Annotated in this window: 19 protein-coding genes; 6 read left to right on the plus strand and 13 right to left on the minus strand. The window is 49.5% G+C overall.

Features of this window, described 5'->3' with window-relative positions:
- Positions 1 to 13: 13 nt before the first annotated feature.
- The 3 genes from NNN64_RS08590 to NNN64_RS08600 form a co-directional block, all read right to left on the minus strand.
- Positions 14 to 691, minus strand: coding sequence for an AroM family protein (locus NNN64_RS08590; protein ID WP_271441106.1), 678 nt, complete (start codon positions 689 to 691; stop codon positions 14 to 16).
- Between the two features lie 278 nt (positions 692 to 969).
- Positions 970 to 1,515 carry a shikimate kinase AroL gene (aroL, locus tag NNN64_RS08595; RefSeq protein ID WP_137384660.1) on the minus strand — a complete coding sequence of 182 codons (546 nt, stop codon included), beginning with the start codon at positions 1,513 to 1,515 and terminating at the stop codon, positions 970 to 972.
- Positions 1,516 to 1,699: 184 nt separating this feature from the next.
- Positions 1,700 to 2,155, minus strand: a complete 456-nt coding sequence (locus tag NNN64_RS08600) for a YaiI/YqxD family protein (RefSeq protein ID WP_101741820.1) — start codon at positions 2,153 to 2,155, stop codon at positions 1,700 to 1,702.
- A gap of 189 nt (positions 2,156 to 2,344) precedes the next feature.
- On the opposite strand from NNN64_RS08600, the gene proC reads away from it, so the two are divergent.
- Positions 2,345 to 3,154 (plus strand): pyrroline-5-carboxylate reductase, encoded by an 810-nt coding sequence (gene proC / locus NNN64_RS08605; RefSeq protein WP_048212460.1) that lies wholly within the window; start codon positions 2,345 to 2,347, stop codon positions 3,152 to 3,154.
- A 14-nt stretch (positions 3,155 to 3,168) separates the two neighbouring features.
- Here proC and adrA read toward each other — a convergent pair whose 3' ends face one another.
- The 5 genes from adrA to NNN64_RS08630 form a co-directional block, all read right to left on the minus strand.
- A complete protein-coding gene (gene adrA / locus NNN64_RS08610; RefSeq protein WP_271441123.1) occupies positions 3,169 to 4,284 on the minus strand; it encodes a diguanylate cyclase AdrA in 1,116 nt (371 codons plus the stop codon).
- A 91-nt stretch (positions 4,285 to 4,375) separates the two neighbouring features.
- Positions 4,376 to 4,696, minus strand: coding sequence for a phosphate starvation-inducible protein PsiF (gene psiF, locus NNN64_RS08615; RefSeq protein WP_271441107.1), 321 nt, complete (start codon positions 4,694 to 4,696; stop codon positions 4,376 to 4,378).
- Positions 4,697 to 4,843: 147 nt separating this feature from the next.
- Complete coding sequence (gene phoA, locus NNN64_RS08620; protein ID WP_271441108.1) at positions 4,844 to 6,259, minus strand: alkaline phosphatase; 1,416 nt, start codon at positions 6,257 to 6,259, stop codon at positions 4,844 to 4,846.
- 104 nt (positions 6,260 to 6,363) lie between these two features.
- A complete protein-coding gene (locus NNN64_RS08625) occupies positions 6,364 to 6,606 on the minus strand; it encodes a sigma-S stabilization anti-adapter protein IraP (protein WP_271441109.1) in 243 nt (80 codons plus the stop codon).
- 248 nt (positions 6,607 to 6,854) lie between these two features.
- Positions 6,855 to 8,051: a multidrug efflux MFS transporter gene (locus NNN64_RS08630; RefSeq protein WP_202039330.1), complete on the minus strand. Its 1,197-nt coding sequence runs from the start codon at positions 8,049 to 8,051 to the stop codon at positions 6,855 to 6,857.
- A gap of 301 nt (positions 8,052 to 8,352) precedes the next feature.
- Here NNN64_RS08630 and ddlA point away from each other — a divergent pair, with 301 nt between their 5' ends.
- Positions 8,353 to 9,447 (plus strand): D-alanine--D-alanine ligase, encoded by a 1,095-nt coding sequence (gene ddlA / locus NNN64_RS08635; protein ID WP_271441110.1) that lies wholly within the window; start codon positions 8,353 to 8,355, stop codon positions 9,445 to 9,447.
- A gap of 22 nt (positions 9,448 to 9,469) precedes the next feature.
- Here ddlA and NNN64_RS08640 read toward each other — a convergent pair whose 3' ends face one another.
- The gene (locus tag NNN64_RS08640; RefSeq protein WP_137384665.1) at positions 9,470 to 9,691 is read right to left on the minus strand and encodes a DUF2754 domain-containing protein; all 222 of its coding nucleotides are present in this window, start codon (positions 9,689 to 9,691) and stop codon (positions 9,470 to 9,472) included.
- Between the two features lie 261 nt (positions 9,692 to 9,952).
- On the opposite strand from NNN64_RS08640, the gene NNN64_RS08645 reads away from it, so the two are divergent.
- On the plus strand, positions 9,953 to 10,276 hold the full coding sequence (locus tag NNN64_RS08645) for a YaiY family protein (RefSeq protein ID WP_048212467.1): 324 nt from the start codon (positions 9,953 to 9,955) through the stop codon (positions 10,274 to 10,276).
- On the opposite strand, the gene NNN64_RS08650 is transcribed toward NNN64_RS08645, so the two are convergent.
- Together NNN64_RS08650 and sbmA are read right to left on the minus strand one after the other, a co-directional pair.
- The gene (locus NNN64_RS08650; protein WP_271441111.1) at positions 10,261 to 11,364 is read right to left on the minus strand and encodes a DUF1615 domain-containing protein; all 1,104 of its coding nucleotides are present in this window, start codon (positions 11,362 to 11,364) and stop codon (positions 10,261 to 10,263) included. The two genes, NNN64_RS08645 and NNN64_RS08650, sit on opposite strands and share 16 nt — an antisense overlap.
- Positions 11,365 to 11,378: 14 nt before the next feature.
- A complete protein-coding gene (gene sbmA / locus NNN64_RS08655) occupies positions 11,379 to 12,599 on the minus strand; it encodes a peptide antibiotic transporter SbmA (RefSeq protein WP_040232769.1) in 1,221 nt (406 codons plus the stop codon).
- Positions 12,600 to 12,980: 381 nt separating this feature from the next.
- Between sbmA and ampH the strand changes: the two genes are divergently transcribed.
- The gene (gene ampH, locus NNN64_RS08660; RefSeq protein WP_271441112.1) at positions 12,981 to 14,138 is read left to right on the plus strand and encodes a D-alanyl-D-alanine-carboxypeptidase/endopeptidase AmpH; all 1,158 of its coding nucleotides are present in this window, start codon (positions 12,981 to 12,983) and stop codon (positions 14,136 to 14,138) included.
- A gap of 1 nt (position 14,139) precedes the next feature.
- On the opposite strand, the gene NNN64_RS08665 is transcribed toward ampH, so the two are convergent.
- Positions 14,140 to 14,613, minus strand: a complete 474-nt coding sequence (locus NNN64_RS08665) for a helix-turn-helix domain-containing protein (RefSeq protein WP_271441113.1) — start codon at positions 14,611 to 14,613, stop codon at positions 14,140 to 14,142.
- Between the two features lie 237 nt (positions 14,614 to 14,850).
- Complete coding sequence (gene ehaB, locus NNN64_RS08670) at positions 14,851 to 17,772, minus strand: autotransporter adhesin EhaB (protein ID WP_271441114.1); 2,922 nt, start codon at positions 17,770 to 17,772, stop codon at positions 14,851 to 14,853.
- Between the two features lie 498 nt (positions 17,773 to 18,270).
- Here ehaB and hemB point away from each other — a divergent pair, with 498 nt between their 5' ends.
- On the plus strand, positions 18,271 to 19,245 hold the full coding sequence (hemB, locus tag NNN64_RS08675) for a porphobilinogen synthase (RefSeq protein ID WP_271441115.1): 975 nt from the start codon (positions 18,271 to 18,273) through the stop codon (positions 19,243 to 19,245).
- A gap of 496 nt (positions 19,246 to 19,741) precedes the next feature.
- Positions 19,742 to 20,383: a PIG-L deacetylase family protein gene (locus NNN64_RS08680; RefSeq protein WP_271441116.1), complete on the plus strand. Its 642-nt coding sequence runs from the start codon at positions 19,742 to 19,744 to the stop codon at positions 20,381 to 20,383.
- Positions 20,384 to 20,385: the final 2 nt, after the last annotated feature.

Genomic DNA, 20,385 nt, shown 5'->3' on the forward strand with positions numbered 1-20,385 from the left:
CTGTCACGCAAAATTAAGCGAGCAACTCGGATGCCAGTCGGGCAATCAGTACGTTAGACAGAAGAACCGGGACATCCAGCGACTTTTGCAGTAAATCACGATGGCGTTGGTTAAACCCCAAACAATCCAGCATGATCACATCCGCCCCCTGCTCAAGCAGATCTTTTCCGGCATCAATCAGCTGTTGTTCAGAACCGTGAATCGGGTTTGCCACGGCATAGACAGGGGGCGTCTGTAGCACCTGCCATTTTTGTTCCTGGGCATGGAGCAATTCGGCGACCGGCACAATCACCCCAACCTGATGCCCTTCAACAATTGAGGCCACCAGGGGAGGAATAATTCGTAAAGGCTCCAGCAGGATACTATTGCGGGCCGTCAGGCGGGAAATTGAGGCCGTGCTCATCAGCAAAATAACGTCAAACCCCTGGTTATCCAGCACTTCAACAATACTTTGCAAATCGCGCTCGACTTTCTGGCGCGAGACATGAGCCAGTTGATGGTCGCTCAGCAGCGTCAATAACAAATCTTCGCCGGGCGAGACCGCATACTCGGCCATCACATCTTCTCGCCGCATCTGTCCCAGCAGGCTGTGGTGAGTAATGTGTTGTTCATCGATATATTCCGTCAGGAGCGGTAACACCTCACAGATCGGCACAACACCAATCGTGAGGATAGCCAACGACGTACTCATTTGTTGCTCCACCGTCTTCTTACTTTGCTGTGAATTCCCGGACAAATGCCGGGTGCTGACCTGCGCTACAAATGCTCAAAAGCGTAGCAGCAGATCGGCGATGCATAGTGTAAAGATTCCAAATCATTCCAGTACTATATTGTTATCGCTTAATTTTCACTTTCCGCGGTATACCGGGAGGTTCGAAAATTGTGATACAGGCACGCTCTGGCAGAGGACAGATAATTTGTCTGCGCGCCTGGGATAGCGTGGAAAGGTCGGTCTATATCGGGCAGCCCTTAACAATAAGCTCCGCCCTGTAGCCGTGACCGGGCTTGCGACAGTATCGCAAGAATATCGGCCACAACCTGCGAAGGTTCATTCGTCGCATCAACAATATAATGCGCCGCTTCACGATACAGCGCATCGCGCTGCTCAAGAACTTCCTGCACTTCTTCGGTTAATGGCTTGCCGGTTAACGTCGGGCGCAATCCTTCCTCAGGCGCCACTTCCAGGCGGTTTACCAGTACCGATACCGGTGCGTTTAAATAGATGACCATGCCGTGACTACGCATGTAGTGACGATTATATTCAGTAAGAATAATACCGCCGCCAGTCGCCACGACAGTTGAGGGGGCCGTAACGGCCTGCAAGGCGGTCGTTTCCTGGGCGCGAAAACCTTCCCATCCTTCTCTTTCAACAATTTCAGCCACCGTCATCTGCACGTGTGATTGCAACCAACGATCGGTATCAACGAACTGAAAGTCGATGGCTTTCGCCAGCGCCATACCGGTTGTCGTCTTACCACACCCCCGGGGGCCAACAAGATAAAGCGGTTGTGTCATCACAGAAGTTCCCCAGAGAACCGCAGGTAAGCGGGATCTGATGCTGTTAAAGTTATAATCATACCATCAAACTAGTACATCGCCAAAGTGTAAAGAATAAATTCCAATAAGGCGATAAAATCGATTAAACCCTACTATAACAAGAATTCACAACGAAGAAAGTGTAAAAAATAAATTACAGTTATTATTTTCTACGTTGAACTTCCAGCCACCACTTGTCCAGTTCTGCCGCAAAATGTTGCCTGTCACGCGGTGAAAGGCTGTCAGGCCCCCCGGTCTGGATCCCGCTGGCACGCAGCGTATCCATAAAATCACGCATCGTCAGACGTTCACGGATCGTCGCCTCGGTATAGCGTTCACCGCGAGGGTTGAGTGCCGCAGCGCCTTTTTCAATGACTTCAGAGGCCAGCGGGATATCCGCCGTGACAACCAGGTCTCCCGCGCTACACTGGCGCACAATTTCGTTATCGGCGACATCAAACCCGGCAGGAACACGTAAGGTGCGGATAAAACGCGAAGGCGGAACGCGCAAACTCTGATTGGCGACCAAAATGAGCGGCATCTGCATCCGCTCGGAAGCCCGATATAAAATGTCTTTAATCACATTCGGACACGCATCCGCATCCACCCAAATCGTCATAACACCTCCAGACACATGTGCAATTGCACATTGTCTCGTGCTTTTACTTTCAGGCAAAGCGCTGTTTCTCCTTCTGAACACCTTCATTCCGCGCTAAGCTTAGCTTTCCCAGATTTACCCTAAATAATTCAAGTGAATTGAAGAATAACGGGTATAAAACAATGAATATCACGCATAGGGAGTGACAAGATGGACAAGAAAATTGGTTTTATCGGCTGCGGTAATATGGGTAAAGCGATTCTTGGCGGCCTGATCGCCAGCGGCCAGGTACTCCCCGGACAAATCTGGGTCTATACCCCCTCTCCCGATAAAGTCGCAGCACTGCACGATCAGTACGGCATAAATGCGGCGCAGTCTGCGCAAGAAGTCGCGCAGATCGCAGATATTGTCTTTGGCGCCGTGAAGCCTGGTATCATGATTAAGGTGCTGAGTGAAATCACCTCCAGCCTGAACAAAGATTCTCTGGTGGTATCCATTGCAGCGGGCGTCACTCTCGATCAGCTCGCCCGCGCACTGGGTCATGACCGTAAAATTATCCGCGCAATGCCTAACACGCCGTCACTGGTCAATGCAGGAATGACGTCCGTCACCCCAAATGCGCTGGTAACACCGGAAGATACTGCTGATGTGTTGAATATTTTCCGCTGCTTTGGCGAAGCCGAAGTCATCGCAGAATCGATGATTCACCCGGTCGTTGGCGTCAGCGGTTCAGCCCCGGCATATGTGTTTATGTTTATCGAAGCCATGGCGGATGCCGCCGTTCAGGGTGGCATGCCACGCGCACAAGCCTATAAATTCGCGGCACAGGCGGTCATGGGATCGGCGAAGATGGTACTGGAAACGGGTAAACATCCCGGAGAACTGAAAGATATGGTGTGCTCGCCTGGCGGAACCACCATTGAGGCAGTGCGCGTCCTCGAAGAACGCGGCTTCCGTTCGTCAGTCATCGAAGCGATGGTTAAGTGCATGGAACAATCAGAGAAACTCAGCAAATCCTGAGTGCAAGTCGGACGTCAGGCCGCCGCTTCAGTACGGTTACGTCCGGCATTCTTTGCTTTGTAAAGCGCCATATCCGCTGACTTCAACCATTCCCGATAGTGCTCTGTTTCAGAAGTCAGCGGAGCAACACCGACGCTAATCCGCAGGGCTACTTGCGGAGCACAGGACAAGCGTAACTGGCTAAGTCTTTCATGGACGCGCGACATCGCCGCGATTGCGCTGGCTGCAGGTGTACCGCACATAATTACCGCAAACTCATCACCACCAAAACGCCCAATCACATCACTGCCGCGCAGCGTCATTTGCAACTGACGCGTCAGCGCAACAATCGCCTGATCCCCAACGTCATGACCCCAGGTATCATTGATGCTCTTAAAATGGTCGATATCGATAATAAGCAGCGTGGCATCACGTTGCTGACGACGGCAATTATCAAATTCATTGCGCAGCAGTAGCTCCCAATGGCGCCGGTTATAAACTCCGGTCATTCCATCCCGCGTACTCATTACCTGCAGGCGGCGTTTATGCTCCGCCAATTTGATCACCGTCTGGTAGCTAACCCAGGCAAACAGTAGCGGATAAATCACCAGTACCGGCAGCGACAACAGCACGCTCAGTTGCGTACTGCTAAACACGACCGGAATATCCGTTAACTGTAGCGTCACCAGGCATGAAACCACCATCAACACGACGCCAGCGATGAATAATCGCACCCCACCTGCGCCCATCAGGTTGATGCAGATAATCATCAACAGCGCCGTGGATGGCAGCAGGTTTACCCCCATGATCCCCATCCACATGCCAGCGAGGATCGCATCGGCTTTAATATTCGTAAATTCACTGTACAGCGGATCTTCCGCTTTGCTCGCCAACTGCCACGCCAGGTGTGGCCAGACAAACGCCCATCCCACCAGTAATAGCCACCAACCTCCGGTTATGGGTTGCGAGACTAATACCGACGCGATGGGGAAAAACATTCCCCCCAGCCCGACTGCGCGAGGCAGCCTTATCCGTCGGGCAAATCGCAGACCGGAACGTTGGTGGTCGTTTTGATGAAGCGATATAAATGCTTCATTCGGTACGGCCTTCTTTTGATAAAAGTTTTCATCATTCATCGTATTTGGGAATATTCTGAAACAAATTTCCCAAATTATAGAAAGGGGTCTGGCGGCGGAAGTATGATATTTCGGGTGAGCGATTTTATCCGCTCACCCGTATGTATTACGCAGCTTTTTTCAGGCAAGCGCTCATAAATTTTTTACGATCATCGCCTTTCAGTGACTGCTCTGTTGCCTGAACGTTGCATTCACGCATTTTCTGCTGCTGCGGCGTCAGGCTCTTTTCATCAGACGCAGACTTACTGTTTTTCAGGCAATCACTCATATATGTCTTCCGGGCATCCCCTTTTAAGGTCTGCGCCGTCGCCTGCTGGTTGCAGGTGGTCATACGCTGTTGTTGCGGGGTTAACGTCTTCTCGGCAGCGCCGACAGTAGTTAAGAAAACCAGGCCAAATAATAGGGTAACGAGCAATGTTATTTTCATAGCACCATCCTGTTGTGAGTATTCACTCTACACGTCACCTTTCAAGCGACCTCGATGTTGGCTGCTTGAAGGATGACGTGTAGTAAGTCTGGTTGCTGACGCAGAAATAGCCACCTCATTTTTAAAATTAAGTGACCAAATAGCAGGTTACTTCAGCCCTAACGCCGCTTTCATCGTGTAAAACAGGTCGGTCTGGTCGGTCAGGCCAACCACATTCGCCGCATGCGGGCCATAGGCAGCAATACGCAGTTGGCTGCCAGTATGCTCCTGTGATTCCTCTTCCGAGTTACCATAGCTGATAACCATCACCGCGCCATCTTTGGTATTCAGCGCCTGAGTCAGGCCTGGGGCTTTGGTGTCTGGCGCAACAATCTGGCTGGCATGCGCGTGGTCAGCGGTCACGACGACCAGCGTGTTGCCGTCTTTCTTCGCGAAGGCCAGTGCGCGCTGTACGGCTTCATCCAGATCGACCGTTTCACCAATCTGACCGCACGGGTTTGCGGCGTGATCCTGCTTATCGATGGACGCGCCTTCTACCTGCAGGAAAAAGCCTTTTTCATTCTTGCTCAATAGCTCAATCGCTTTATCCGTCATCTGGGCAAGCGTTGGCACCGTGTCGTTACGTTTTGGATTTGGCGTACAGGTCACGACTGGCTTATCAAGATTACCGTGGTAAGACGCTTTTGGCCCTTCCCAGCGTACCGGCATGTTGCCGTCAGAGAACAAGCCTAACAGCGGTTTATCCTGATTCGCTTCGGTAATGGCTGCCAGCGTCGCGGTATCACTGACCATCTGATAACCACGAGCTTGAGCCTGCTCACGCAGCGTTTTACCCTGCCACTCGCCCGCTGCAGCGTTCTCAGCAAAGGTTTTTGCCCCGCCCCCCAGCGTAACATCAGCGCGGGCATTCAATAATTGTTCGGTGATTGAGCCTTTACCGCCTTTTTCCAGCGCATTCGTCGGGCATTTCTCAGCGGTGACGCTCGGACCGTAACATTTACGCGACGTCACATGCGCAACCAGCGCGGCGGGGGTGGCATCCTGTAATTCAGCAGTGGATACATTGCCTGTCGCCAGACCGGCAGCTTTGGCCATTTCCAGAATAGTGGCGTGATCGTTTTCGTGAATATCAACGCCCAGCGCACCATTATATGTTTTAACCCCGGTCGTCCATGCCGTCGCAGAAGCTGCAGAATCGGTCACATAGTCAGGTTTACCCGTTTTTTTATCCAACGCGTAGTGCGTGTATTGTCCGGTCAGGGGTAACGCATCAATACCTTTAAAAAAACCACCCGCGCCTTCAGCATAATTTCGCGCAGCGGTAATTTCCGAGTCCCCCATACCATCGCCGATCAATAAAATAATATTTTTGGCTGGTTTATCGCTCAGAGAATCTCGTAGTGCTGCCGTTTGATCAGTCGTTAATCGACGTGCGCCACCCGGAGTGGTGATATCTCCCTGTGCGGCACGATTATCCATAACCACTACGGTAGATGTTTCTGCATAAATAACCGGGGTAAACAGCAAGGGTAACAGGGCAATAGCGAGTGCGCTTTGTTTCACTTTATTTTCTCCATGTACAAATACGGTAAAATTAAAACAAAGCGACTATAAGTATTTGATGTGACACTTTTATGATAATTCGTGGATCAGTATCTGCAGATATCTCAACACGTTTTGGGTAAGTTCTCGCCAGCACTTTGCATCGTCGTTAGAAATGCGGGCATTTGACTTACCCCTGCCAGCGCACCTTCTATTTGACGAATCAGTGTTTGCTGCTCATTTGCTGCCATATTGCGCAGCATTTCCATGATGACCCGCTCTAACGTTGCGACTTGTGCGGCCAGGTCTTGCGACTCTTCTTCTTTTTGGGCGAGCTTAAGTAACAACTCAGTGATGAGATTTTTCATTTTCGTATTCCCTTAACCAAATAAAGGCCACGTTATCACTAAGACTCACAACTTCCTAGAGGATGAAAGTTGTATTTATTGCAGAAATAAAACGTTTTGCGAAAACAATCACAACACAAAATAAGGGGGAATGACACTTTCTGCAGAATAATTCAATATAAAAGGGTAAGGAGATTAATAGTCACCCAGATATATAATCTTCAATTATGGATTAACAACGCGGGCAACCCGCGTTGTTAATCCCCTATTCAGCGAGCGAGACGCCGGCGTCGCAACGCGATAGCCAGTTGCCAGATATTAATAAGCACAATGCTCGCGGTGGCGATAAAGACCCAGCGGAAACCCGCCATTGCCGATACGGTTGCACCCATCAAGGGTCCAGCGACGTTTCCAAGGTACATAAACGACTGGTTATACCCAAAGATGCGCCCGGTAATCTGCTCGCTGGAGTATTTCACTAAGAGCGTTTGCACCGCAGGCAGCATTGCACCATCGGCAAAGCCGAGCAGAAAACGTAATATCCCTAATTGCAACGGAGTGGTAACCCATGACATGGCGAAAAACAGCACCACGGCGAAGATAAGCGTTGCCATTAGAATCCGTTCAGTACCAATTCTGTCCCCCAGTTTTCCAAGACGTGGTGCTGAAATCAAAGCGGATATGCCAGGAACAGAGGCAATCAACCCGCTGAGAAAAGCGATATTTGAGCTATCTGGCACCATCGATTTGATAAACAGCGCCAAAATGGGGCCAATAGAGCCGTTACACAGTTGAATCACCATGGTGGTAAAAAACAGGCTAATGACCAGCGCGGGATACGGTAACGAAGCAAAAACAGCTTTTCCGCTTAAACGCTCGCTTTTTTTAATCGCCGGACGGACACCCTCTTTAATTAAGAACAGTGTGACCAAAAAACTCACCACCAACAGCGCGGCGGTAATGCAAAATACCGCACGTAAGCCAACATGGTCAGCAATAAAACCGCCCATCAGCGGCCCGCCAATCACCCCACTAATTTGCGCCGTGGAGAGCGTGCTCAACGCCCAGCCACTACGCTCGCGCGGGACTTGCGACGCCACCAACGCCATCGCATTAGGAATATATCCCGACGTTAACCCCATCACTCCTCGCAGCAGAAAAAGCTGCCAGACGTTCGTTGCAAATGCCTGCAGCAAAATGGCAATGGCCATGCCCAGCGAGGCCCGTAACAGCATCAGCTTACGCCCTTTACGGTCAGCTAAACTGCCCCACATCGGTGAAACAATGGCAGAAATAAGAAACGTGACGCTAAACGTTAGCCCGGACCACATTGAGAGCGCTTCGTGCGAGGTGACTCCCAGTTGGGAGATATAGAGCGGTAGAAAAGGCAGGATTTGGCTGATCGCCAGTCCGGTGAAAAAGCAACCGAACCACACGGAAATAAGGTTAACTCTCCAGGATTCCATAAGGACTCATAACGGTAAGTAGCTGAAAACTGCGAGCAGCTTAACAAATTACGCCTGCAAACGAGGGTCCAGAGGTGCGATGTTTCACAGTTTAGTATTTTATCTCCCCGCTCATCATATTTGTGATATTCATCACATCAAACCCACATTATACGCAGGGGATTATGCTTCGAACATGGCCTGTAGATTTGTGCGTATTCATTCCCAGGGAATCCACCAAAACAATCTGCCAGAAGCCGAGGAATCCTGCGTTTTGTCGTGGTAATGTATGTGCTTTGCATTCAAGGAATGGGTTTTTAAGATGGCAAAGTTGCGAGTAGGAATCGTATTTGGTGGTAAATCAGCGGAACATGAAGTGTCATTGCAATCGGCAAAAAATATTGTCGATGCCATCGACAAGACTCGCTTTGACGTTGTGCTGTTAGGTATTGATAAACAAGGGCAGTGGCACGTTAGCGATGCCAGCAACTATCTGCTCAACGCTGACGATCCGGCACGCATTGCGTTGCGTCCTTCCGCGACCAGTCTGGCGCAGGTACCGGGTAAACAAGAACAGCAACTGATCGATGCTCAAAACGGTCAGCCACTGCCTACGGTCGATGTTATTTTCCCTATCGTGCACGGCACGCTGGGTGAAGATGGTTCACTGCAAGGCATGCTGCGCGTGGCGAATTTACCGTTCGTCGGTTCTGATGTGCTGGGCTCTGCGGCCTGCATGGATAAAGACGTCACCAAACGTCTGCTGCGCGATGCCGGATTAAACATCGCGCCATTTATTACGCTCACCCGCGCCAATCGCAATGCCATCAGCTTTGCTGAGGTCGAATCGCGTCTGGGCCTGCCGCTGTTTGTGAAGCCAGCCAATCAGGGATCATCCGTTGGCGTCAGCAAAGTCACCAGCGAAGCGCAATACGACCAGGCTGTAGCACTGGCGTTTGAGTTCGATCATAAAGTGGTGGTGGAACAAGGGATCAAAGGCCGCGAGATCGAATGTGCGGTACTGGGAAACGATCACCCGCAGGCCAGCACCTGTGGCGAGATCGTCCTGAACAGCGATTTCTACGCCTACGACACCAAATATATTGACGATAACGGGGCCAAAGTCGTGGTTCCGGCGGCAATTGCGCCAGAAATTAACGACAAGATCCGTGAGATCGCTATTCAGGCCTACCAGACGCTGGGTTGCGCCGGGATGGCGCGGGTGGATGTGTTCCTGACCGCAGAGAATGATGTGGTGATCAACGAGATCAACACGCTGCCAGGCTTTACCAACATCAGTATGTATCCCAAACTGTGGCAGGCCAGCGGCTTAGGCTATACCGATCTGATCACACGTCTGATCGAGCTGGCGCTGGAGCGCCACGCTGCCGATAGCGCGCTGAAAACCAGCATGTAAAAACAGACAGGATGCCCGATAACTATTGGGCATCCTTGACGTCTTCATCCTCATCGACACGGCGGCGAATAATAAGTCCCGCGAGCCAAAAGCTAATCACCCACGTAACCAGCCCCACCGCATAGGTTTGCCATCCTTTCGCTTCAAACCCCAATAATCCCACCACGCCATTCAAAATAAAGATCAGCCCAATGGCAAACGCGTAATAGTGCCAGTCGCGGCGAATTTTTACAGGCAGGTTCATAACAACTCCGGTGGAAGTACATCGTTGAGCAGCATCCTCGCACATTTCCCTGTGGGCGTCTGTGTCCTGTGCGGAAATTCTGAAATGTGAGTTAATTTAACTTAAGGTTACATATTTGTGACGCTCAACAAAAAACCAAAATCCAGGAATAATCTCTACCTGAAATTACCATCATTCTGATATTGACAATCCCGATCACCTGTCAGACTCACTGTCAGTTACTGGTATGATCGACAACGCAGGATATTTCTGGAGGTCCCTATGGCTGATTTTACGCTCTCAAAATCCCTGTTTAAGGGCAAGCATCGAGATACCTCCTCTCTGCCCGGCAACATTGCGTATGCCGTTTTTGTGCTGTTTTGCTTCTGGGCCGGAGCTCAGGTTTTAAATCTGTTAGCCCATGCGCCCGGTATCTATGAAGAACTGATGCAGCTACAGATGCAAGAGACCGGACGCCCACGCGTTGAGATTGGCTTAGGCGTCGGCACCCTGTTTGGACTGATTCCCTTCCTCACTGGATGCCTTATCCTTGGCGTCATCGCGGCGGTGGTGCGCTGGCGCCATCGTCATCACAACGATGACTGACCCATACACTTCGCCCGACGATCATCCACGCGTTTAGCAAACCATGCCGTGGTCAAATTACGCGTAATCTTCGGGCTTTCCAGTTGAATACCTGGCAGCATTTCCCGTGGTAACGCTTTTCCTGCCTTCGCTTCCGCCAGCTTATACATCTTCTCGTACAGCGCGGTGTCCTCAAAAGCCAGGCTGTCGCCTTTTTGCAACTGACGATGGATATCGCTCTCACTCATCCCCAGCTTCCCGGCAAGCTTGCGTACTGCCAGCTCCGTTTTACCCGGTTCTTTGCTGTTGTAGAGAATCAAATCCCCATCCAGCGCCAGCTTCACACCACTGGCTTTGCTGACGGCATTCTGAAACGCCGCATTACGGCTGGCGTACCATCCCGCATTAAAATCCGCGAAACGGAAGATGGGCGCGCTATAGTTCGCCGGGTAATTCAGCAAGTGATACGTGCCGAACCAGAGTCCACCGCGCAGGGTGAAGACTTCCTGACGTACCGTTCCTTCCATTTTCCACGGATACCCGGAAGTATGCTGTTCGGCAAACGCAATGCTGACCTGCATCGGTCCCCCGGTATGCACCGGGTTGAGCGAACCAAACAACGTCTGCCCCATCGGCACCATATTGATGAAATCATCAAAAATGGCGCTAAGCTGCTTTTCCGTCTTCACCGAATCCAGACGCTCGCTATAACTTTTCCCATTTGGCGAGTTAATCTTCAGTGCGGTATGAACCAAAAACACCGGGATATGCATACGCTCGGCGCGACGGTCAATCTCTTTCCAGGCTATTTTACTTAAATTCGGGACAACCGGATCGGCCTGATAGTTGGACTCCTGCTGCGCCACCGCCAGCACCGAACAGATATTTTCGACCGTCGGTGCCAGCTTCTGGCTGGCAAACGTTTTCGCCAGGTCCTGCGCCCACGCGTCCCGGTCTTTCACACTGGCAGGCATTTTCTGGCGCACCACGCTCGCCACATCGACGGCTTTCTCCCCTTTTTTTAACGGCTGCGCGGGTTGGCTACTACATCCCACCAACACCAATGCGGCCAGACCAGACAAGGGGTAAAGACGGGAAACCGTCGACATAACATCTCCTTTTGTTAGCTAAGCGTATGGGTAACAGCCTGAATTTCCTGACCATCCAGTTCACGTTCGAAACTGCGCAGACGCTTATAGATAGACATCAGTTCAACCAGCGTCGTCCACGAATTAATCAAATACTGGAACGAGCCGCGTACCTGACCAAACACGTTGGTGATTTGCGTCATCAAACCGAGCGTAATCGTACCGGCAACAATCGATGGAAACAGCAGGAACAAGCCGAAAACGTTATCAACCTGCAGGTAAAGAATACGGGCGATATTGAAGTACATATAGTGAAAATAGAGGCGAAAGTAGTTTTGACGCACCGCGTGGAACAGCTCGCGAACCGTCGGCGGCGTCGCACGATTACCATCATCTTCACCGTACACCAGCTCTTTACGGTACGCTGCTTCCACCCGCTGATTTTTGAACTCCAGCCCAGGCAGTTTGATCCCCACCACGGCCAGCAACCCGGTCCCCATCAACGACCAGACAATCGCGGCAATCACCAGACCGTAGGGAATATGTCCAACAATCGGCAGATCCGGGACATGCGCAGAGAGCGTAACCAGTACCGGCAGGAAGGCAATCAGCGTCATAATCGCGTTAATAAAACTCACGCCCATGTCTTCCAGCGTGGAAGCGAAACGCATGGTGTCTTCCTGCACACGCTGCGCCGCACCTTCGATATGACGCAGATGCTGCCAGTGCGCCATATAATGTTCGTTCATCGCGGTACGCCAGCGGAAGACGTAATGGCTGACGAAGAAGTTGTTCATCACGCCAATGACGACGGCTATCAGCGCAATCCCGAGAAAGATCCCCACTTCCTGATAGAACTGCTCAATTTTCACCTTATGCGGCGTGCTGAGCGCGGTTTGAATCAGGTCATAGAACGGCGCATACCAGGCGTTGACGGCGACGCCGACTTCAACCAGAAACCAGGTGACGAAGATAATCAGCGAGGTACCGAGTATTGACCAGTACTGCCAGCGGTGCGGACTGTAGATAAACCAAAACAGCGCGAACACGCCAACGCACAGAATGTAGTACGCATAAAAAATCAGATAATCGAGCGACCAGAATCGCGCTGCGCTAATCGGTACGTCCCCCGATGCGCCGGTAATCTGTGCAACCCAGGCTCCCCCACCAGCCTGCCAAAATACAACTGCGACCAGTGCCCAAATAAATGCCGAAATAAAGAACGGCCCCGGCTTTGGGAAAAAAGACTTAAACATAGTGCTCTCCTGCTAACTTCTTATCGTTATGACGACTGCTGTGCATTTGCCACGGTGGTTTACCGCGACAAGACGGCTTACGCCCAAAAAACACAAGCTGAAACCGACAATTGTGACCAGAACCGACGCACTTAGTTCGCTATCTGGTTTTGTAGAATTGTTTCTGCGGTTTTCACACCGACAGCGTTCCGGCATGTTCAGATTATTACAGCGTGAGATCACAAAAGCGAACATCCACTCTCCGGGAAAAGCCCACGTTTACTCATCGTTACGTTTTTCCCACTATCATTGGCTGATAAGCGCTTTGCAATATGCCAACGAGTAGTATAAATACGCATACGCACGTCATCTTTTACTTCCTCTAACTCATGGACACCACCGTTGAAACGTAGTCTGCTTTTTTCTGCCGCGCTGTGTGCGGCGTCATTGACATCTGTCCAGGCGGCACAGCCTATAACCGATCCCGTCTTTGCCTCTGACATCGTCGACCGGTATGCCGATCATATTTTCTACGGCAGCGGAGCTACAGGGATGGCGCTTGTGGTGATTGATGGTAATCAGCGCGTGTTTCGTAGCTTTGGTGAAACGCGCCCCGGCAATAATGTTCACCCACAGTTGGATTCCGTCATTCGCATTGCGTCGTTGACCAAATTAATGACCAGTGAAATGTTAGTGAAATTACTCGATCAGGGTACGGTAAAACTCAACGATCCATTGAGTAAATATGCACCACCAGGCGCACGCGTTCCGACATATCAGGGAACGCCTATCACGCTGGTGAATCTGGCGACGCACACCAGCGCACTGCCACGCGAGCAGCCTGGCGGCGCGGCAAAACGCCCGGTCTTTGTCTGGCCGACTCGCGAACAACGCTGGAGCTATCTCTCTACCGCAACGCTAAAAGCCGCACCAGGCTCGCAGGCATCCTATTCGAACCTGGCGTTTGACCTGCTGGCCGATGCGCTGGGAACCGCGTCCGGCAAACCTTATCCGCAGTTGTTTGAAGAGAAAATCACCCGTCCACTCGGAATGAAAGACACCACCTTTACCCCGTCACCCGATCAGTGCGCACGCCTGATGGTCGCGGAAAAAGGCGCCAGCCCGTGTAACAATACGCTGGCGGCCATGGGCAGCGGCGGCGTCTATTCTACGCCGGGCGATATGATGCGCTGGATGCAGCAGTATCTCTCCTCTGATTTTTATCATCGTAGCCAGCAGGCCGACCGGATGCAGACGTTGATTTACCAGCGCACACAGTTAACCAAAGTAATTGGGATGGACGTTCCCGGCAAAGCCGATGCACTGGGTTTAGGCTGGGTCTATATGGCACCGAAGAATGGCCGTCCGGGGATTATTCAAAAAACAGGTGGCGGCGGTGGATTCATCACCTATATGGCCATGATCCCGCAGCAAAACGTGGGCGCCTTTGTCGTTGTGACCCGCTCCCCACTGACCCGCTTTACCAATATGAGCGACGGAATCAACAATCTGGTGAGCGAACTGAGCGGCAACAAACCGCAAGTAATCCCTGCCTCCTGATTCAATACTCAAAAGGCAAACGGTTAATACTCACCAGTTTGCCTTTGTTCATTTCAATGTAGCCACCTTTACGCAATGCCGCGAGGATCTCAGCAACCACTGAGCGTGAAATTCGTGTGCGTTGATGAATATAGTTCATTACACCAATACGCGAACGCAAAACGTCATCCCATTTCGTCATGGATATCAGCGTAGCGCGAATTTGATCGTAGGAATTATTGCCTATTAACTGCAGATCACGAAGCTCAAGTATACAGTGCTGCCAAGCCAACCAGCAAAAAGCTTCGCGCCAAAGCTGGCATTGCTCAATGATATTAATCGTTTTTGTAGCAGGAAGATGGTATCCCGTACAATGACTTTCGGTCATTATTCTGTATTGCACTTCTGTTTTCATAACACCATCAGAAATCCCCATAATAAATGGAGCCTGCGCGATGCCGACAAGAATATTCTCCCCTCTCCTCAAGGAAACCACACCACTTAAAATAATAAAGGTATCATCACTATTTATATCATTGGAATATATAACTTGTTTTTTATTATCACATTCGAAATGTTAACCATACTTAGATAAACACTTATCCAACTTCCCAAACTCCACAAGCGGCTTATTTGTAGATAACATTTTCGCATTCCTTGCAATAAATGCCCGTCAAATCCGTGACGGGCATTATTACGAATAAATTACCTTATTTTATCTGCAATATAGTTCTTACCAGGTATATTTAACACCTACGTTTGCAGACCAGTCTTGATCAACATCGCCACCACCGAGGTAGTTAGCATCGGTGTACGCGCTGAAGTTTTTGGTAAAGCTGAACTGAGTACCCAGTCCAACACGTACCGCAGAACCTTCTACACCGTTGTCGATAGAGTCACCGTTTACGTCAGAATCGTTGTTAGAGTCGTCGTAAACGTAGGCCAGTTTGAAGTACGGAGTCAGCGCCTGGTCGTCGCTGTAGACGAAGGTATAGCCTGCATCTACACCCAGTTCGTAGCGCATGCTGTCATAAGACTGGCCGTCAACTTTCATGTCGTTGCTCAGCTTATAGTCATCACCAGACTGGAACAGACCGGATATGCTGCCGTAAGGCGTTACGTAACCTGCGTCACCCAGCTTCAGGTCATACCCCAGTTTCAAGCCAAAGCCCCAGGCATCAGAAGAGGTGCTGCCATCAACATACTGACCGTTGCTCATGTTGGCAGACAAATCGTTGTTGAAGTGAGAGTAGCTTAAGTTACCATCAACAAAGATGTTGTTGGCAAAGCGAGCAGAAGAGTAAATGTAGGCAGTCTGGCTGTCCTGATCCACCTGACCGGTACGGTCGCTCATATCACCTTTCGCGAAGCCTGCTGCAGCACCGACAATCCACTTAGCGTTGTTACCATCAATTTTGGAATCAACACCGACCATAATGCCGTTAACATCCTGATCGTAGTTAATGGTGCCGTTATCCGCATCGAAGCTACCACCGAAGTAGCTTACCCATGCACCACCGTTATCAACCAGACCATGACGTGCGTTAGTCAGACGAGTACCAACGGTATCTTGTTCCAGGTTCCAGATATTGGTGTTCGCAGACGGGATGCTCAGCGCCATGTTCGCGTAGTCTGTCAGTTCCATCTGCTGCAGAACAACGGTGTTACCTTGCTGCTGCGCCTGATAGGTGTAAGCACCCAGGTCAGCTTTGTTGGCTGCAGAGAAGGTCGCAGTGCTGTTCGTGTCGTTAACGTAGATCAGCTCGTTACCTTTGTAATCAGCAACAGAACCTGCGCCAGTAGCGTTATCGATGCGAACTTTATAGTTACCGGTTGCCGCCGCAACGTGGTCACCATAGTTATCAACTTCAGACTGATCGCCTGAGGTATCGGAATCGCCGTTACCGTTGATAGTCAGATGACCATCAGAGTTCATCGCGATCACGCCATAACCGTAGTTAGACTGAGATTTATCGTTAGTGCGATCGTTAGTCAGGTCAGCATTCAGCACATAGTCAGTACTGTTGATGTCGAAAACACCCGCGTTAACATGATTATAAGCGTCGGTGTAGCTGGTCAAATTCAGGGTATCAACCTGCAACGCATTACCGGTACTGTTGCCCACATCCAGAACGCCGTTGTTAGTGACGTTAATGGTGTTTGCATAGAGCGCTGCATTACCCACGCTCCAACCAGCAGATACGTCATCAGCAATCGTTACAGTACTGTTGTCGATAGACAGAGTATCCGTTGCAACATGACCATCTTCATTGATGTTCAGTGCAGAACCACCAGTCAAGCCAATAGTGTCGGAGATCAGGGTAGAATCACCAACATTGACAACCGAACCACTGTTAATGCTCAGCGTATCAATCAACGACGTTTTGGTGGTATCCCACTGTGAAGCACCGTTCAGCGTGACATTGAACAGACCGCTCTGATAAACCTCATTACCTACCACATGACCATTTTCGTCATAAGAGGTCGTGTCGTTATCGATGCCGTAGGTTGAATCCGGCCACAGGCTGTTAGCGGTGATGTCTATCAGACTAGCTGTAGCTTCAGTACCCGCAGCATAGCTGTCATAAACACCGTCACCATCGGAGTCAACCTGGTGCACGGACATTGCCGCCCCCACCCACTTACTGCCATTGTTCAGGGTCAAATCCAGGCGGTCAGTACCATCCCAGCCGTTGGTATCCAGGTCTGCATCGGTATCACGGTAAGTATCAGCACCGTTCGGGAAGAAGTTTTCATCGAAATTGCTGGAGAACAGCACGTCGCCCATCAGCGTGGAATTGTTCAACGTGGCCGTCGTCTGCATCGCGTTATCCGCATTTGGGTTTGCAATAACCGCTAATGCAATATCGTCAGCGGTATAAGAGCCGCTGTAGTCGCTTGCATTGCTGGTATTACCAAACCAGCCGGAGGTTCCTTCATCAGACCATGAACCCGAGGTTACAGTAGAATCGCTGACAGAGAGGGTGTTGTTAAACACTTCACCGCTGTTTACGCCAGTGCTAACGGTGTTATCGTCAATATCTGCCCAATCATAACCCTGAGTCAGGGTTATGCCAGCGACATGAGAGTTAGCGGAGATAGACAGATCAACTTCTTGATCCAGCGTGATAGCCGTACCCAGATTATAAACATCGACTACGTGCGTGTCAGCTGCGTCATTATATGTACCGTTGTAGGTATAATGTTCGTAGTTGTCATCAATCGTTGAATTAATAACGTTCATCGCCAGGCGATCGTAGTAATAGTCGGTAGCCGTACGATTAGTACAATCCGTGGCCATACATTCGGATGTCACCATACCATGAATGGTACTGTTTTTAATCGTCAGGCTGTTGTTATTGCTGTTAGTAGGCAGTCCATCATCCAGGTAATAAGTCGAAATAACGCCGTTGACTGTGGCGTTATTGATTACCGGATAAATATCACCATTATAAATACTATCAGTGTCGTAATTATTCCAACCAACATACCCATCATAATAAACGCCATCAGCATATGAGACATCATTATAATGGGTGAACGTTGTGTACGTATTTCCAGAAATATCAGTTGAAGCATTTGCCTGAGAAGTAATTGCCAAAGTGCAGGCTAATGCTAATTGTGAGACTACCAGCTTCTTTTTCCAAGTGTGCATTTGTCATCCCTCCTCAGGGACGTAATATTGTTGATCCATCAATTATCAATGCAAATAAAAACATTTTATGTTTCACAGAAGCGATTATGCGGTTTCACAAAGGAAAGGTTCAATTACTCTTTAACTTAAGTCCGATTACAGACAATAGATAAGATCACCCACTAAATAATGGAAAAATGAAAAAACCATTTATTTTAAATGGTTACGTAGAAAACAAAGGGTAAAACCATACATTATTTTTATGATTAAATGAAAAATACAGAATTAAAAAATATATTTAAAAGCGAGCTAAGTTACTAATCTAAACATTAAACAAATTGCCTCACAACACAATTAATCATAATAAAAATAGTAGATATCACGAAAAATACACACGATAAATAATATAAAGCACACATAGCACCGCCATAATCCCGACATAAAGCCAATTTTCGTAACCCCCCCGCCATCAGGTTCGGGTATACTACGGCCTTCGATTTCACAAACATCAGGCATACCATGACAGACCTAATCCAACGCCCTCGCCGCCTGCGCAAATCCCCTGCGCTGCGCGCTATGTTTGAAGAGACAACACTGAGCTTAAATGACCTGGTGTTGCCGATCTTTGTTGAAGAAGAACTCGACGATTACAAAGCCATCGAAGCCATGCCAGGCGTGATGCGCATTCCGGAAAAACATCTGGCACACGAGATTGAACGCATTGCCAACGCCGGAATCCGTTCGGTGATGACCTTCGGTATCTCCCACCACACCGATGACACCGGCAGCGACGCCTGGAAAGAAGACGGTCTGGTGGCGCGCATGTCGCGTATCTGTAAGCAGACCGTACCGGAAATGATCGTCATGTCCGACACCTGCTTCTGTGAATACACCTCGCACGGCCACTGCGGCGTATTATGCGAGCACGGCGTTGATAACGATTTAACCCTGGCCAATCTTGGCAAGCAGGCGGTGGTTGCCGCCGCTGCGGGTGCTGACTTCATCGCCCCTTCCGCCGCAATGGATGGCCAGGTGCAGGCGATTCGCCAGGCGCTGGACGCTGCAGGCTTCACCGATACCGCGATCATGTCCTATTCCACCAAGTTTGCCTCTTCGTTCTACGGTCCGTTCCGTGAAGCCGCAGGCACTGCGCTGAAGGGCGATCGTAAAACTTATCAGATGAACCCGATGAACCGTCGCGAGGCAATCCGTGAATCATTGCTGGATGAAGCTCAGGGTGCAGACTGCCTGATGGTCAAACCGGCGGGTGCCTATCTGGATATCCTGCGCGATATCCGCGAGCGCACCGAGCTGCCGATTGGTGCTTATCAGGTCAGCGGTGAGTACGCGATGATCAAATTCGCGGCTATGGCCGGTGCTATAGATGAAGAGAAAGTGGTGCTGGAAAGCTTAGGCTCGATCAAACGCGCTGGCGCAGATCTGATTTTCAGCTACTTCGCACTGGATCTAGCTGAGAAAAAAATCCTGCGCTAACGTTTTTGTTCCATGCCGGGTGGCGTAAACCATCCGGCCTGTTATCGCCAGCCTAAAGACTCTAACGAGTAACAACGCTTAGCGTCTTGCTGTTTATGATTCATTCTGAAATTCAACATTACAACCAATATGAATTATTCGTAAATGAAGGCTAAAATGACATATGTATTCCATTCTTCTATTTGAAGGTATAGTTATAGTACAATTTAATAACTTCATCATCTAATTATAAAAAATCAATCACTCATAAAAATAAAACAAATAAAAAAGAAACTCATTCACTTTATTTATTGCTTAATAAAACACATCCTAACTTTCAATAAATATTGTTTCTTTTGACTCATTAAATTACATGCTGTAATATCTTTGTTGCGACAAACACACTAATCCATCCTGTCTTTCCAACAAGAGCTTTTAATATTTAAAAAACAGATATTGTGTTTATATTCATTGAACACCCGGATAACACTTTCATAGAAAAGTGAAGGATTTGATCATGGTTACATCATACCAAAAAGGGATATTAGCAATAGGTGCGCATCCGGACGATATTGAACTCGGATGTGGTGCCTCGTTATCCCGCTTAATAAAAGAAGGTTATCACGTTACTGCCGTCGTCATGACCGCAGGGGCTGAAGGGTGCGTTTTAAAAGCCGACCGACACGCAGAATCTCAATCGGCATTAACATCATTAGGTTGTCATCAGGTTTTTCAGTTTCATTTTGAGGACACACGAACACCATACTTTGTTGATACGATGATCAAATCACTTGAAGATGTCATCACAAATCACATTCCCGCACGAATAAACATCGTGCGAGCTTATACTATGCATGATTCTGACCGGCATCAGGATCATCGTGCGGTACATAAGGCTTCTATCGTTGCCTGCAGAAATATTCCCCAGGTTCTCGGTTATGAAACCCCCAGTACCTGGCTGACGTTTGTTCCCCAGGTTTTTGAAAACGTCAGTGAGAACTGTTTTATTCAAAAACTTCGTGCGCTTTCATTTCATCAAAGCCAGCAGCAACGTGATTATATGCGTACAGAACGTCTGCGTACCGTAGCCCAATTCCGAGGACAACAGGCCGGATGTGAATTATCTGAAGGTTTTGTTGTTCACAAAATGATTCTCTAATT

This window comes from Citrobacter sp. Igbk 14, assembly GCF_028069825.1.
GTDB lineage: Bacteria > Pseudomonadota > Gammaproteobacteria > Enterobacterales > Enterobacteriaceae > Citrobacter.